Source organism: Halalkalibacter wakoensis JCM 9140, from assembly GCF_000513095.1.
GTDB lineage: Bacteria > Bacillota > Bacilli > Bacillales > Bacillaceae_D > Halalkalibacter > Halalkalibacter wakoensis.
This window is the reverse complement of record NZ_BAUT01000088.1, coordinates 1-15,471: the sequence shown is the minus strand read 5'-3', so window position 1 is coordinate 15,471 and position 15,471 is coordinate 1. Positions and strand designations below refer to the sequence as shown.

The following is a 15,471-nucleotide window of genomic DNA, read 5'->3' as shown; positions in this document are numbered from 1 at the left end:
ATCCAAAAACTGGAGCAGCAAAGAATAGAGCTGCTAGGAATGTTAATAGAAAAATAAATTTATTCATAAAATGATCCTCCTAATTAATTCTTTTGTTATCTTGTATATTTTATCTCTATGAACGCATGAACTAGATTAGTATTACAATTTGTTTACATAGAGATTACAACTAAGAGAAGGGAGGGGAGGATACATAGTGTGAAAATACTAGAATAAGATGAATGAGCTGAAGCTTATTAGGTTCAGCTCACTTATATAGGTTTTAATAAGGATCGGAAGGATGTCCCATTTCTTTCGATTGTTCCACCGCTTCTTCCATTTTCGTATCTTGGTTTGTTCCTGCTTTTTCAAGACCTTCGCGAACTCTTCTACCGTATTCTTCGTCACATTGGCTAAAGATATCTACCATTCGCTCTTGAATTTCTTTTCGACAGGTAGATAATGCTCCGACAAGATTGGAGATTAATTCATCTCGCTCCCAATCACTAAACCTACGATAGGTTTCACCAGCTTGACCGAAGTTGTTCTCACGAGAAATTTTCTCCCGTTTGACATTTCCTTCTACGTACGGTTCATGTTCTTTTCCTGGATTCTTCGCTTCTTTTAGACCACCAATAAGAGAAGGTTCGTAATTAACATGCGGATCCTGGTGCTTACCAAAGTCCGTTCTAAAATCCATTTGACCGGCTTCTTGGTTCGTTGCAACATGTTTTTTTGCTTTGTTAATTGGTAGTTGTAAGTAGTTTGATCCAACACGGTAACGTTGAGTATCAGAGTAAGAGAACGTACGACCTTGAAGCAGCTTATCATGAGAGAAGTCCAGGCCATCAACAAGTACTCCTGTACCGAACGCCGATTGTTCCACCTCTGCAAAATAATTTTCAGGGTTTTTGTTTAAAACCATTTTCCCGACTTTATGCCAAGGATAATCGTCTTTATACCAAAGCTTCGTAGGATCTAACGGATCAAAATCTAACTCAGGATGCTCACCGTCTTCCATAATTTGAACATACAGTTCCCATTCAGGATAGTCACCTTGTTCAATTGCTTTATACAAATCAAGTGTCGCATGGTTAAAATCACTTTTTTGAATTTCATCTGCTTCTTTTTGAGTTAAATTTTTAATTCCTTGTACGGGCTCCCAGTGATACTTGACTAACACGCCTTTTCCTTCTTCGTTTACCCACTTATACGCATGTACTCCCGAACCTTGCATTTGACGATAATTTGCCGGGATGCCCCATGGAGAAAACAAAAATGTAATCATGTGAGCAGATTCTGGAGTTTGACACAAAAAGTCAAACATACGTTCCGGATCATGTGCATTTGTGACTGGATCAGGTTTAAATGAGTGAACCATATCAGGGAATTTTAATGGATCGCGAATAAAGAAGATCTTCAGATTGTTCCCAACTAAATCCCAGTTTCCATCCTCTGTATAAAATTTAATTGCAAATCCTCTTGGATCTCGTAACGTTTCAGGGGAGTGGCCACCGTGAACGACTGTTGAAAAACGAACAAAAACAGGTGTTTTTGCATCTGTATTTGTAAAGACTTTTGCTCTTGTATAGTTTGAGATTGGTTTACCATCTACTGTGCCATATGATTGAAAGTATCCATGAGCTCCTGCACCACGAGCATGTACGACTCGTTCTGGCGTTCTCTCACGATCAAAGTGGCTAATCTTTTCTAAAAAGTCATAGTTCTCTAATGTCGTTGGACCTCTATTTCCAACTGTACGAACACTTTGATTGTTCGTAACAGGATGTCCTTGTCGGTTCGTTAAGGTTTCTTCCGATTCATTGTGTTGATTTTGATCACTCATTCATAAACCTCCTAAAATCAATTCATATGAAAGTATTTCCATAAAATGAAGGAATATGTAAGGTGTACAGTAAAAATATAGAAAAAATAGAAAGTCTTTGTCATTTCTTAAATAAAAAATACGCTGCACCTTAGAGGGGCAACGCATTTTTGGACACGTAATATGAAAAACCTATTCAGTAAAATAAATCCGGTTCTTTCCTGAGCGTTTCGCGTGGTAAACAGCTTGGTCAGCAAGTTGAATGACTTCACCCATAGTTGAATTTCCTTCACAATGCCAAATAGCCCCACCAATAGTACAGCCAACTGAGATGGAATGTTCATCTATGTAGTAAGGCTCATTAACCATAGAAATGATTCTTTCACCAACAATTGTCCCATTTTTAATTGGTGCGTTTTCATTTGTTAAGACGATCATAAATTCATCGCCACCAATACGAGAAATAAACTCTTCATTTCGTACATTTTGTTTTAGACGCTGACTAACTTCTTTTAACAACTGATCACCGGTGTCGTGTCCCCATTGATCATTTACCTTTTTAAAGCCATCTAAATCTAAATACAGAATAGTAAGAGTGTTGTACTTATGAATAACTTTCTCAAAATAAGCAGTTAGAGCATGTCGATTGGGTAGCCCAGTTAATTGATCATGATGTGCTACATCTTCCATTTTCACAAGAGCTGTTTCCGTTTTGGATAGCGCCGCAAGAAGATTTCGAAGGGAGTCTGACAAAATTTCAATTTCATTAATCCCTTTGTATTTTGGAACTTCAACATTTTCTCCTTCTTTGATCTTATTAGCTACTTTTGTAATTTCGTTTAAAGGTCTTGTTACCTGTCCTGCCAGAAACCATCCTAGCACTGCAAATAGTAAGATAAGAACCAAAGCATAGGAGATAAGATCATGTAATAATTTCTGAGCAGGGGCATAAGCAGCTTCCAATGGTTGTCTAACTAGAATGGTCCAGCCTAAGCCTGGGTAATTTTTATAGCCTTCAGTCAAGACATAGCCTGTAAGATATTGATGATCATCCCATGTTTCAAGCACCCAACCATGCTGATGCTCTTTCGCTAATTCAACACTATTTACATTCAAAACGTGCCCAATCATTTCAGCAGGGCCGAGAAGAACATGATCATCTTGTTTACTTACAATAATAAATTCAATATTACTACGATTTTGTAAGGTATTTAACATGGATTCTTCTACTTCTTTAACCCATTCCCAGCTTAAATGAGCAGCTAATACACCAATAAATTGATTATTTGAGTCGAATATAGGTGTACTAATATCAACAAACTTCATTGGCTCTCCTGTTGGATTAGGTAATAACTCAGCAAGAAGAACCGCTTCATGGACATCTCCTATAAATGTTGTCGTTTGTGCTTCTGTATAAACGGGCCTAGCTGATATATCAACACCTCGAAGAATACCATCAGTTGAAGCAAGAACGACACCATCTTTGTCTGTAAATCCAATCCAAGAAAAGGATGGAATATTATCTTGTAAATGATTGATAAGATTTTCGATTTCTTCTAAATTCTCAGGTTCCCTTAATGCTGTTAACTGGCTGAGAGTAGCAACTTCTCCATACCTTGACCACATATATTGATCTAAAATTTCTCCAGTTATAAAAGCAACTTCTCCAAGGGAATTCCCGATTTCATTTTGAACCTCATTAATCGATCGCTGACCGATGATGAGACTTAATAGAAGTATGAGAATAATAGAAACAAATACAAAAATAATGGAAAGGCGTGCTCGCATACTTTTAAAAACCTTCATCAGACCCACTCCATACATACTAATAGTCTGTATAATAGTATCATACAAAAGTCACATAGGAAGTAGAAGATTTTAAGAATTTATGAAATAGAAAGCTGTGCGGATTTTTGTACAAGATGAAATCGAACCTGGACTTACGGTCTATTCATGAGCATCCTGATATATTTTCTCGATTGAACAATTTATAATGAATGGAAGAACTATTCTAGAAAGTGTAAAGAAACAACTTACAAGTTATGGGAGGCAGGGATGTTGTAAATGAAGAAGTATCGTATTGACCAAAGCAAAGGACTTGAATTTGGAATTTATACATTAGGGGACCATTTACCTAATCCTCTAACAGGAGATAGAATGTCTGCAGGAGAGCGGATAGAGGAAATTATTAATTATGCAAAGTTAGCAGAACAGGCAGGGGTTGATTTTTTTAGTGTGGGAGAAAGTCATCAAGAATATTTTGCTACACAGGCCCATACGGTTGTTTTGTCAGCCATTGCGCAGGCAACAAGCAAAATCAAGATTGCAAGTTCATCCACGATTGTTAGTACATCAGATCCGGTCCGTGTATATGAAGATTTCGCTACCATTGATTTAATCTCGAAAGGGCGTGCGGAAATTGTTGCTGGCCGTGCTTCTCGTATTGGTCTTTTCGACCTTTTAGGATATGACGTCAAGAATTATGAAGAATTATTTGAAGAGAAATTTGATTTACTGCGGCAGATAAATGAAAATGAAACGGTGAATTGGAAGGGTGAATTCCGTGCTCCATTAAATGATGCACAAATTTTACCACGACCACAAAATGGTTTTATGCCCATTTGGCGGGCTGTTGGAGGGTCACCAGGAAGTGCGATTAAAGCAGGTTTTGCGGGTGTACCGATGTTTCTTGCTCATTTAGGTGGTCATGTGATGAGCTTTAAGCGCTCGATCGATGCGTATCGTGAAGCTGCCAAGCAGGGAGGATTTGACCCGTCAGAGTTGCCAGTCGCAACAGCTGGGTTTTTCTATGCACCGAAACGTCACAACAAGCTATTGAAGATACATATCCACATATTAATGAAGGGATGAAGCGTACGAATGGACGAGGTTTTCCAAAAGATGCTTATGCACAAGGGGTTGACCCTTATAATGTGATGAATATAGGTAGTCCGCAGCAAATTATTGAAAAGATCCTGTATCAGCATGAAATGTACGGTCATCAGCGGTACATTGCTCAAATTGATTTCGGAGGAGTTCCATTTGAACGGTTAGAGAAAAATCTTGAGTTGATCGGTACTGAAATCTTACCTGCGATCAGAAAATACACTTCAAAAACGTAAAGATTCTTCTTATTTTGTTAGTAATAAAATTTTTAATCGTTCCAATTTCTTTAAAAAACGAATAAAGTAAAGACAAACAAAATAGATCCCAGGTAAATGAAACCAATCCCATTCGGTTCTCGTATATACAGTAAAATTGACTAATGGGGGAAAGGCATTGTTTGAAGTTAAAGTAAAGAAGCTTGCAGAACATATCGAAATTAAATGGCAATTAAGTACTATACGTATACTCATTTCAGATATTGTTGAGGTTTTTAGTGACGAGACGTATGGCGGTGAAGAAAAACCAGCTATACGTATAGGCTACCCATATGGGACAACTGATCGAGTGACAATTAAAACGAAAAACAAAACATATTTGCTGTATACTAGCCAACCATCATTAAAAGAGAAGATTATCTCTTATCTATCCTAAAATAAATCGAGCACTTGCATGATGCAAGTGCTCGATTTTACTATTAATACTGAGATCCACCCATTTGCTGCTCAGCCATTTGAACTAATCTTTTTGTAATTTCTCCACCAACTGAGCCATTCGCACGGGAAGTTGTGTCAGCTCCTAATTGAACTCCAAATTCTGACGCAATTTCGTACTTCATTTGATCCAATGCTTGCTGTACACCAGGAACTAATAATTGATTTGAATTATTGTTGTTACTTGCCATGTTTAAACACCTCTTTCTTGGTTTTGATTTATAGTATGTAGAGGTAAGGGTGGTTTTATGTGAAATGTTTCTATGTAAATACTTCCATCCCCCCAAAAATATAACGCTTTTTTATAAGCGTTATAAAGAATGTCATTTAATTATCGCCATTTTTTATTATGTCCGCTTCACCTTTTACTTCCACATCCGCTACTTCTTTTTTGAGTTTTTCTGTAATGGTTTCTATCTTTTCGATCTGGTGTTTTGAAACGGAAACTTCATTCACTTTCACAGGTCGTTTCCGAATTTCAATTTCTTCTTCTTTAATTGGTATACGTAGTTCCTCTTCATTGGCTGCTTCTATAACCATTTCCTGACGTTTTATAGGAATGGTAATGGTTTTTTGATCGTCCACTACTTCATGGTGGATTTTTACCTCTCCCGTTTGCACTCGTTTTTTGGTAATATCCAACTCCTCTTCATGAAGCCTTAATGTTTCTGATGGTTCAGTCCTCTTTTCCAAAAGAATCCGGATGATACTACCGAAAGCTCCACCAATAATCAATCCTGCGAGTATGTTAACATTTAACAGCCACGCTACTAACAATCCAACCGCGGCACCAATAAGAATGTGCTTTCCCATGGGGACCTCCTGAATGTTTTTTTATAGCTTTCCTTATTCTAAGGTGTTTTATGAAAAAAACCCTACTTACTGAAGTAAGTAGGGTAGAAAGATTTGACTTAATTAATCTTCTCTAATGATGTCTGTGTCACCATGTTCTTCAACTTCAGCAACTTCTTTATGAAGAACATCTCGAACTTGTTCTGTTTCTTGAACTGAACGTTTATGAGCGGAAATTTCACCTGTAACAACAGTATGCTTATCAACATCGATTTTTTCTGCCGTTACTGGAATGTGAATGGTTTCTTCCTCTGTGATTGGCTCATCAGTTGGTTCATGATCAACCGCTCTTTGTTCAATGACAACTTGATCATGGGAAACTGGAACATTAACAGCTTTTTCTTCTTCTACAATATCTTTGTGAAGAGTAACATCTCCTGTTTCTACACGATATTTATCAATATCAAGTTCTTCTTCGCGAAGATCAAGGTGTGCACTTTCTTGTGCAAATTCAACATCTTCACGTCGATCATCCTCACGTCGCTCTTTGCGGATTTCCTTTTGAGTTTCTTCTTCTTCGTTAAACAAATCAAAAAAGCCCATTATGAAAACCTCCTAAGAATGTGGTTGATCGTACAAATTTTATTATGCTTCTTAAAAACTTTACTATTCGCTGGAATAAACAGGTACGTTTCATACTAATAGTCATGTCTTTTAAGTGGAATACTGTCATTTATGAGTATCTAGAAAGAGGCGAGATTAGACATGACTAACAAAAGGAAAGACCCACAATTTCAAAGTGGAGAAGACGAATCAAACAAAAGAAAAGGGCTGTATGGTTTAGATCCAGAGGAAAGTTTGTTATCGGTTAACTTTGCAACAACGGAAAATCCTTATTTAAACGAGCATTATCAAGAGGACTCTAAAGATAGGGAACGTTAATCAGGGTAGAAGAAACAACTTTTACAAATCCTAAAATGAGGTGATTGTAATGACTAACAAAAACAACAAAGAATTTAAAATGCCAAGTAAAACTTACTCTCAAGGGGAAATTGGTATGAGAACGGAAGTGGATCCTGAACACCCTGACTATAACATAGATCGTTATGCTGGAGATTCAGTAGATGAGCATAAGGAGCTAGAAAGAGCTAACGAAGATATAGCGGAAAAAGAAATAGCGCAAATAAACGAAAATTTATAAATCAACACAAAAGGGTTGTCCTAACTGGACAACCCTTAAATAATTTACCTACAGAACTTCTTTTAATGTTCAATTAAACTAGATAAATCTACGTCAAATTCATTTTGTGGTTCATCTAGCGGGAAAATTCTAGCAATATCATGGACATTACTTACGTTTTGAATATAAACTGGGGTATTGTTATACGTAACATGTGCCATTATAGGTGAAGCAGCAATCTCTTGAGCTCGTTGTTTATTCATTTTATTTCCTCCACTTTCTATTTACGAACTTACTATTTGCAATAAAAATAGCAGTTATTCATACTAAATTTATGAAGCAGAGATTTTGATTAAAGGAGTGCATAATGAAAAAGAAAACGTGGATAATCTTGGCTGTTGTTCTAGGAATAATGATAGTAAATGTTTTATTGACTAATTTATCAAATGATGATGAGTTTAATGACGATGAAATGACTCCAATAAATAGCAATATTTCAACGCATTAAAGGGAAGGGAAAAAAATGAAGTTAAGTATATTAGATCAAGCACCAATTTCATCTAATCAAACCCCTGCTGTGGCCTTGCAGGAATCGGTAAAGTTAGCTAAAGCAGGTGAGGATTTAGGATTTACACGGTATTGGATTGCTGAGCATCATGATTTGGCTGGTCTTGCTTGTTCTGCACCTGAAGTTATGCTGGGTTATATCGGAGCACATACAAAATCAATAAGAATAGGTAGTGGTGCTGTATTACTGCCACACTATAAGCCTTATAAAGTAGCAGAATTGTATAATACGCTTGCTACATTGTTTCCTAATCGTATTGATATAGGAATCGGACGGGCACCTGGAGGATCAGCAGAAGTAACTAACGCTCTTTCTGATAACTTTTTACAAAACGTGTTTAATATGCCAACCTCTGTAGTTGAGCTATTGCAGTTTATTAATGGAACGTTTCCAAAAGGGCATAAGTATTCTACGGTCAGGGCTGCTCCTGTCCCGGAAACTCCTCCTGAAGCTTGGCTACTCGGGACAAGTAAGAAAAGTGCCGAGCTAGCAGCTGAAAATGGTATGTTTTATGCATTTGGATTATTTATGAGTGACAATGATGGGAAAGAGATTATCGAACTCTATAGAAAGAATTTTGTCTCATCGAAGCAGGAAGCGAATGTCATTCTTACCGTTTCGGTAATCTGTTCAGAAACTAATCAGAAAGCAGAAGAAATAGCACTTAGCTCACTTGTTTGGAAGGTTCTAACAGATAAAGGTGAGGGACGTAATGGCGTACCTTCAGCGGAAGAAGCAAAAAGCTATCCGCTCACCCAAATAGAGAAAGGAAAGATCAACAACATGAAGGACAGAATGATTGTAGGTAACCCAGTATCAGTTAAGGAGCAATTATTAGCGTTACAAAAAGACTATAACTGCGATGAAATTATGGTTGTGACCATAACCCATGATGCAAATGACCGTCTTGAGTCATATCGATTGTTGTCAAGAGAACTGTTGTAAAGAATGACTAACGATAATAATGATCAACACCTTTTCGGACTATTTGATTCGGTCGCCGTTAAAGGAACGCTTAGTACTTGGTTAAAAAAGTACGGCTAATAGGTAAAAACCCATTGCCAAACTAACGCTATTAGTTTATATTAAAAACTAATAGCGTTAGTTTTATAAGGAGGGTTTACAGTGATAAGAAAAAATCATTTATACCAACTAACCTTTTTACCTCGTGTTTTTCCTGTTAGTTGCTATTTGATTGAAGAAGAACATGAACTAACATTAATTGATGCGGCTTTACCATATAGTACAAATGCCATCTTAAACCATGAAAAAATGATAGGAAAGCCAATTACTCGAATTGTTTTAACACATGCGCACGATGACCATGTTGGGTCATTAGATAGTTTAAAGAACATTTTGTCAGAAGCCAAAGTTTATATTTCCGAAAGAGAGGCTCTTATATTAAAGGGCGACAAAACCATTCTTCCTCATGAATCTCCCTTACCTATAAGAGGTGGTGTACCGAAAAAAGTACGAACTATACCAGATGTCTATCTAAAAGATGGTGACATAATTGGTTCGTTACAAGCACTATCAACACCTGGGCACACACCTGGTTCAATGTCTTTTATCGATACACGCGATCAATCTATTATTGCAGGTGATGCTTTTCAAACGAGAGGGGGGATAGCCGTATCTGGCAGATGAGGTGGCCATTTCCATTTCCGGCACTAGCAACATGGGATCCTGTTGTTGCGCTTCAAAGTGCTATAAGATTCTTGACACTAACCCTTCATTAATAGCAGTAGGACATGGTAAAATGATACTTAATCCAAACCAAGCACTGACAGAGGCAATTGCTCAAGCTGAACAAAATCTTAAAATGAAAAAGAAGGTTATTTAAATGTCTCCTAGAATAGGTCTCGATTTACACACATTGCTTCAAGCAGCAACCGAGATTGCGGACCAAGACGGACTTGAAGTATTAACAATTACTACGTTGGCTAATAAACTATCCATTAAGCCACCATCGCTTTACAATCATATTGAAGGACTACAAGATTTAAGAAACAAGTTGGCTTTATTTGGCATGCAGCGTCTTTATGAAGAGTTAACTAAATCCATCAAAGAAAATGCAACTAAAGATGAAGCAATAAAAAATTTATCACTATCCTATATAAACTTTGCAAGAAAGCATCCTGGGTTATACGAGGCTACATTAAATGCACCTGATTCATCCAATCCTGCCCTTCAAGCTGAAGGAAATAAGATTGTACAGTTAGCCATTGACGCTTTAATCCCTTACCAGTTAAATGAAGATGAAATGCTTCATTTCGTTAGAGGATTAAGAAGCATGCTTCATGGTTTTGCTTCATTGGAACAACGAGGAGGCTTTGGGCTTTCTTTAAATGTCAATGAAAGTATGGACCTACTAATTGATACTTTCATTGCCGGCATCAGAACATTAGCAGATAAAAAAGCAGATTAGGCTACCTAACCTGCTTTTTTATTTCTGAATTTTCGACATTTCTCGATGGAAGATCAGTCGACACATTGACAAATTTGTAAAAATATGCGCTTCCCCAGGAAATGTTTGGTTATTACCAGAATAGTCTGACTTATGGTGTTGTATCTGAAAGAAGAATAATTCAAAAAAAGGGCGAAACAATACAATACAACCCTTTTTTAGGAGGTATCATCTTTTGAAGGCCACATTATGGGTAAGACTATTTCTCCTCGGCATTGTACCATTTATTAGTTTTATCACATTAACTTACTTTGTTATGACGGATGAGACGTTGATGTTTGACGAGAATATTATTGAATTTGTTCGCCAATTTGAACATCCAATTGTCACAAACGGAATGATCACATTAAGTTTTATTGGAAATACATGGCCAGTAATTATTTTATCGATTATCTCTTTAGCTGTAATATATAAACTTTACCATAATCGTGATGAAGTCATTTTATTTATCGTTGTATCATTAGGTTCTTTAGGACTAAATCAATTGCTAAAATATGTGTTTAAACGGGAGAGACCTTTGAATCAATTAGTGATTGAAACGGGTTTTAGTTATCCAAGCGGTCACTCCATGGCTGCTCTTTCACTTTATGGGATCATTACGTTTTTATTTTGGCGACATATAAAGGATTCAATTTGGCGAATCATGTTGATCGTTTTTACTGTTTTTATGATTTTATCAATTGGATTAAGCAGAGTATACTTAGGAGTTCATTACCCAAGTGATATTTTAGGAGGTTACTTAGTAAGTGGTACTTGGCTCTTTTTAACGATTTGGATTTATCAATACATGAAGGATAAACAATATACCAAACAGTTAAGAAAAAAATGATCTAAATCAATTAGTGAAAGAAGAAAGGAAGCCAGAAATAAACAGCAGCAACAATCACCAAAATGGCAATGATATTTAACCGGAAACCTGTTTTTACCATATCTTGAATAGAGATTAGATTTGACCCGAATACGACAGCATTAGGAGGTGTAGAGACCGGGAGCATGAAGGCACAAGTTGAGGCTAGTGCGACAATAGTCATTAAGGCATGCGGTTCTACACCAATTCCACTTGCAATTCCGATAGAAATTGGGATAAACATGTTTGCAACAGCTGTATTTGACAACAGTTCTGTCATAAAAAGGAGAGACGCAGCAAAGAAAACGAGTAAAACAATGTATGGCAATTGGCCAATTGAACTTAGATGCATTCCGATCCACCCTGTTAAATTTGTTGCTTCAAAAGCAGCTGCAATGGATAACCCACCACCAAATAAAAACAAAATTCCCCAAGGCAGTTCCTTCATATCAGTCCAATTCATTAACATTCCATGACTCGTTTGACTTGGTATAAGAAAAAGAGCTAGCGCACCTAAAAGAGCAATGTTTGTATCTGTTAGTTCAATAGGGAAAAACCCACCGAAAATCCATAAAAATACCGTACTTATAAAAACGATTGAAATCGCTTTTTCTTCTTGAGTTATGTTTCCTAATATCTTTATTTGATCTTTTACGATCGTTGTTGGTATTTTAGTTCCAGGTGATAAAGGAAACCGAAAAATAATCATAACATACAACAACACTAGCAGGACGACCGTAATAGGGAAGGCAAATAAAAACCAATCAGCAAACGAAATACTATAATGTAGAACAGAATTGGATATCCCTGCTAATACGGCATTGGGAGCTGAGCCTATTAAAGTTGCCAAACCTCCAATTGAAGCAGAATAGGCTACAGTCAGCAAAAGCGCTTTAGAGAAGGATTCTATTGACTTCTGATCAAACAAGTTCCTTTCCTGTACCTCCGAGATTAGAGCAACAACAACTGGAAACATCATCAAAGCAGTAGCGGCATTTGAGATCCACATGGATAAAAAGGCTGTCGCTATTAATATACCTAATAAAATCATTCTCGTACTTGTCCCAATTGTTAACAGAATTTTCATCGCAATCCGTTTATGTAAGTTCCATTTTTCAATAGCTAATGCAATAGTAAAGCCACCTAAAAACATAAAGATAATTGGATGAAAATAAGCAGATGAAACCACTTCATAACTAGTTCCTCCACTTATTGGCAAAAGGATGAGAGGGAGGAGAGAGGTTGCAGCAATTGGCATTGGCTCTGTCATCCACCAAGTAGCAACTAAAAACGTAACAGCTAACACAGCTCTAGGCTCATCTTGTAAATTAGTAATAGTTGGAACAAAGTAGGTTACAAGGGCTAAAAGCGGGCCTAAATAAAGGCCAATCCATTGTCTGTTTGAGTAATGGATAATGATCACCAGCCAATCTATAAGTCTTAGTACAAGTTATGAAACAAAGAGGAGAATTAGGACAAGAAGGTATAAGATGAATGATTATATAAATTTCTTTTCTGTCTCAAAACTTAAAGTATTCTTTTGAAATGAGATAAAACAAACTTTAGAACACTAACTTCTGATAATATATATTATGTAAACTTATAAAAATAAAAAATTCCTAAAGAGACTAGAGGTCATCTTTAGGAATATCCATTTTATCAACTGCGTGCTTTAAATCATCATTGCTAATATGTGTGTAAATCATCGTAGTTTGAATCGACGAATGTCCAAGTTGTCTACGTAGCTTCGGTACATCATTGACTTCAGCATGGTATCTAGTTGCAAAAGAATGTCGTAATTTATGTACGGATAAAGAAGGCTTACCAAATGCTGTTGCATATTTTTCAATTAATTTTTCTATTGACCTTGCTGTTAATCTTCGCGGTGTTCCTTTTGGACCCATTGCAGCAGCTACAAATAAGGCTTTATTCGATTTATCGACTTGATATCGATTGTCGCGGATACGTAAATATTCATGTAAGTCATCCATCGCTAATTTGCTAAAATAAACATATTGTTCTTTGTTTCCTTTACGAACGACTCTTGCCGTATATTTGCTATAATCGATATCATCTAAATCTAAATTAACCACTTCTGAAAGGCGTAATCCTGAGCCTAAAATAAGGGAGACAATCGCTGTATCACGTTCACGGTTTAACAAATGAAAATTGTAGAGCTTCTTATTATCTTTATTTTGTAAGCCGTAATCTGTTGCAATAAATTGCCTAAATGCCTCATATTCATCGCCTAAGAGGATTTTTCCTTCCATTTTATTCGCGGTCGTTTCCATGCTTTCTTTCAGTTCATTAAATTCAATTTTGGCCATAACATTTCGTTTGATGTATGGTTCTAAGTCGCGTGTTTCAGCGATGTTTTGAAGGTAGTTAAAGAGCGACTTTAATGCTGATAATTTTCGGTTAACTGTAACTTCTTTGTTGTTAAGTTCATATTGCAAGTAAGTTAAGAACGATTCAACTTGTTGTGTTGTAAGTGATTGTAATAACTCTAGAGATGGTTGATTTTTGCTATCCGTATGTATATTTTCTGTTTTAAGCCACTGGAAAAAGATTTTATAATCATGTGCGTAATTTAGCAAAGAAGCTGCTGATAATTTTCTTTTTTTATGATTGATGTATTCAGCCACATACCATGGCAATGAATCGAGTAAATCGTTTAATTTTTTATAGTGTTGTTGTGCCTGATTATTAGACAAAAAATCACCGCCAAACGTATTGATTATTTAACTCCATTTTAATCCATTGCGTTTATTACGTCAAATTTATATTTTACGTAATAATGTTATTTGAGCGATCTGATGATAAACCCTCTACTCTTCTTTTCATTTGTACGTTGAAGCAAAGTCATATACATATGGGAACCGAAGTTATATACATAAGAGAAATTTCACTTAAATAGCATCATTATTCTCTATCTGTTGGGAATCAAAGTTATATACATACCGAAAGCGATGACGCAAACTCATATGCATTCTCGTGTGTCCTTTTTAAGAATAGTAATTGGTAAATCTTTTTTATTTATTCAATCAGCTATTTTATTTAATATTAGTGTAAAGGTCTTACTAAATAAAAAGGTTGGTTGATTACCATGGCCCTTAGCTCAGAAAATAAAGATAAAACATTAAATAGTTTTCCTTGGTTTGTAAAAGAATATTTTGATAACAGTAATCTAGTAACACAAACCAAAGAAGGTTATATTATTGATCTTCTAACATTTTTTAATTGGCTATCGAATTCAAAGCTAAATAACTGTTTAATTTCGGAAGTTTCTCTTAAAGATCTCCAAAATCTTAAGGCTCGTGATATAGTGCAATTTAAAAAATACTTAGAGACAAATATCTTCAATCCTAGAAATAATAAATCTGGTCTGAGCGATTCTGCAGTTTCACGCAAGCTATCTGCATTGAGTTCACTTTTTAATTATCTAGCTTATAAAGCAGAGTTTGATGATGGTGAACCTTATCTGAATTACAATGCTGTCTCTCACATTAGAATAACCAAAGTTAAAAATGAAAATATCAATAGTATTAAAAAGCTCGATGACTCACTATTTCTTACTGAAGAAGAATATAACAAATTCAGGACTTTTATAGTGAAAGATTATGAATTAATGATTAAGAACAATAGACAGTTGCTTTTATATCAGCGTAATAAAGAACGCGATATTGCCATTATATCTTTACTATTGGAAAGTGGATTACGTGTAAAGGAGCTCACTAATCTGCAATTAGAGAATTTAGATTTAGAAAAAAATAAAATAATTACTAATGACTGCACTCGAAGCACTGCCGTCTTACCTGAACAAGCAAAGGTAGATTTAGAAAACTATCTTAAGGTTCGAAAGGTGCGTTATAATCCCAATGAAAATGTAGTTGATGTATTCATAACCAGGTATTCTCAAAGTGCGAAGTCACTTAGTGTTAGAGCAGTTCAAAATATAATCGACAAGTATGCTGAAGCTTTTGGAATGGTTGGACTTACTGCACAAAGACTAAGGTATTCTTTCGCGATTAATTTGTATAAAAGAACAAATGATTTAAGATATGTTAATGATCAACTAGCTCAAAAATCTACAAATTTGAAATGGTTCTATAATAGTTTCGAGGACAATTTATAACATAATTAAATTTCAGTCTTAGGTATATCCATATTATCAACAGCATTTTTCAAATCATCATTCTTAATGTGTGTATATATCA

16 protein-coding genes and 2 pseudogenes are annotated in these 15,471 nt (G+C 35.9%); 10 read left to right on the top strand and 8 right to left on the bottom strand.

Features of this window, described 5'->3' with window-relative positions; all coding sequences use genetic code 11:
* Nucleotides 1-262: 262 nt before the first annotated feature.
* Complete coding sequence (locus JCM9140_RS19670; RefSeq protein WP_034750583.1) at nucleotides 263-1,825, bottom strand: catalase; 1,563 nt, start codon at nucleotides 1,823-1,825, stop codon at nucleotides 263-265.
* Between the two features lie 171 nt (nucleotides 1,826-1,996).
* Entirely contained in the window at nucleotides 1,997-3,610 is a 1,614-nt protein-coding gene (locus tag JCM9140_RS19665; RefSeq protein ID WP_034750580.1) for a diguanylate cyclase domain-containing protein, read from the bottom strand.
* 258 nt (nucleotides 3,611-3,868) lie between these two features.
* On the opposite strand from JCM9140_RS19665, the pseudogene JCM9140_RS19660 reads away from it, so the two are divergent.
* Nucleotides 3,869-4,926: pseudogene (locus tag JCM9140_RS19660) on the top strand (LLM class flavin-dependent oxidoreductase).
* Between the two features lie 157 nt (nucleotides 4,927-5,083).
* A complete protein-coding gene (locus JCM9140_RS19655) occupies nucleotides 5,084-5,341 on the top strand; it encodes a SunI/YnzG family protein (protein ID WP_034750578.1) in 258 nt (85 codons plus the stop codon).
* A 43-nt stretch (nucleotides 5,342-5,384) separates the two neighbouring features.
* On the opposite strand, the gene JCM9140_RS19650 is transcribed toward JCM9140_RS19655, so the two are convergent.
* From JCM9140_RS19650 to JCM9140_RS19640, 3 genes are all read right to left on the bottom strand, one after another.
* Nucleotides 5,385-5,591, bottom strand: coding sequence for an alpha/beta-type small acid-soluble spore protein (locus tag JCM9140_RS19650; RefSeq protein ID WP_034750574.1), 207 nt, complete (start codon nucleotides 5,589-5,591; stop codon nucleotides 5,385-5,387).
* 136 nt (nucleotides 5,592-5,727) lie between these two features.
* Nucleotides 5,728-6,213 (bottom strand): YsnF/AvaK domain-containing protein, encoded by a 486-nt coding sequence (locus JCM9140_RS19645; protein WP_052002396.1) that lies wholly within the window; start codon nucleotides 6,211-6,213, stop codon nucleotides 5,728-5,730.
* A gap of 102 nt (nucleotides 6,214-6,315) precedes the next feature.
* Nucleotides 6,316-6,795: a YsnF/AvaK domain-containing protein gene (locus tag JCM9140_RS19640; protein WP_081727786.1), complete on the bottom strand. Its 480-nt coding sequence runs from the start codon at nucleotides 6,793-6,795 to the stop codon at nucleotides 6,316-6,318.
* A gap of 162 nt (nucleotides 6,796-6,957) precedes the next feature.
* Between JCM9140_RS19640 and JCM9140_RS23980 the strand changes: the two genes are divergently transcribed.
* Both JCM9140_RS23980 and JCM9140_RS19635 read left to right on the top strand, forming a co-directional pair.
* Nucleotides 6,958-7,134, top strand: coding sequence for a hypothetical protein (locus JCM9140_RS23980; RefSeq protein WP_166485471.1), 177 nt, complete (start codon nucleotides 6,958-6,960; stop codon nucleotides 7,132-7,134).
* Nucleotides 7,135-7,183: 49 nt separating this feature from the next.
* On the top strand, nucleotides 7,184-7,393 hold the full coding sequence (locus JCM9140_RS19635; protein ID WP_034750572.1) for a hypothetical protein: 210 nt from the start codon (nucleotides 7,184-7,186) through the stop codon (nucleotides 7,391-7,393).
* Nucleotides 7,394-7,455: 62 nt separating this feature from the next.
* On the opposite strand, the gene JCM9140_RS19630 is transcribed toward JCM9140_RS19635, so the two are convergent.
* Nucleotides 7,456-7,635, bottom strand: a complete 180-nt coding sequence (locus tag JCM9140_RS19630) for an H-type small acid-soluble spore protein (protein WP_034750569.1) — start codon at nucleotides 7,633-7,635, stop codon at nucleotides 7,456-7,458.
* A 104-nt stretch (nucleotides 7,636-7,739) separates the two neighbouring features.
* Between JCM9140_RS19630 and JCM9140_RS23975 the strand changes: the two genes are divergently transcribed.
* The 5 genes and pseudogenes from JCM9140_RS23975 (at nucleotide 7,740) to JCM9140_RS19610 (ending at nucleotide 11,236) form a co-directional block, all read left to right on the top strand.
* A complete protein-coding gene (locus JCM9140_RS23975) occupies nucleotides 7,740-7,880 on the top strand; it encodes a hypothetical protein (protein ID WP_156314934.1) in 141 nt (46 codons plus the stop codon).
* A gap of 15 nt (nucleotides 7,881-7,895) precedes the next feature.
* Nucleotides 7,896-8,885, top strand: a complete 990-nt coding sequence (locus JCM9140_RS19625; RefSeq protein ID WP_034750566.1) for an LLM class flavin-dependent oxidoreductase — start codon at nucleotides 7,896-7,898, stop codon at nucleotides 8,883-8,885.
* Nucleotides 8,886-9,065: 180 nt separating this feature from the next.
* Nucleotides 9,066-9,783, top strand: a pseudogene (locus JCM9140_RS19620) (MBL fold metallo-hydrolase).
* Nucleotides 9,784-10,368: a TetR/AcrR family transcriptional regulator gene (locus tag JCM9140_RS19615; RefSeq protein WP_034750563.1), complete on the top strand. Its 585-nt coding sequence runs from the start codon at nucleotides 9,784-9,786 to the stop codon at nucleotides 10,366-10,368. It abuts the pseudogene before it with no gap.
* Between the two features lie 214 nt (nucleotides 10,369-10,582).
* Nucleotides 10,583-11,236, top strand: coding sequence for a phosphatase PAP2 family protein (locus tag JCM9140_RS19610; protein ID WP_034750560.1), 654 nt, complete (start codon nucleotides 10,583-10,585; stop codon nucleotides 11,234-11,236).
* A gap of 10 nt (nucleotides 11,237-11,246) precedes the next feature.
* On the opposite strand, the gene JCM9140_RS19605 is transcribed toward JCM9140_RS19610, so the two are convergent.
* Together JCM9140_RS19605 and xerS are read right to left on the bottom strand one after the other, a co-directional pair.
* On the bottom strand, nucleotides 11,247-12,671 hold the full coding sequence (locus JCM9140_RS19605) for an SLC13 family permease (protein ID WP_439644322.1): 1,425 nt from the start codon (nucleotides 12,669-12,671) through the stop codon (nucleotides 11,247-11,249).
* Between the two features lie 211 nt (nucleotides 12,672-12,882).
* The gene (xerS, locus tag JCM9140_RS19600; RefSeq protein WP_034750557.1) at nucleotides 12,883-13,968 is read right to left on the bottom strand and encodes a tyrosine recombinase XerS; all 1,086 of its coding nucleotides are present in this window, start codon (nucleotides 13,966-13,968) and stop codon (nucleotides 12,883-12,885) included.
* Between the two features lie 392 nt (nucleotides 13,969-14,360).
* On the opposite strand from xerS, the gene JCM9140_RS19595 reads away from it, so the two are divergent.
* On the top strand, nucleotides 14,361-15,389 hold the full coding sequence (locus tag JCM9140_RS19595; protein WP_034633958.1) for a tyrosine-type recombinase/integrase: 1,029 nt from the start codon (nucleotides 14,361-14,363) through the stop codon (nucleotides 15,387-15,389).
* Nucleotides 15,390-15,471 lie beyond the last annotated feature (82 nt).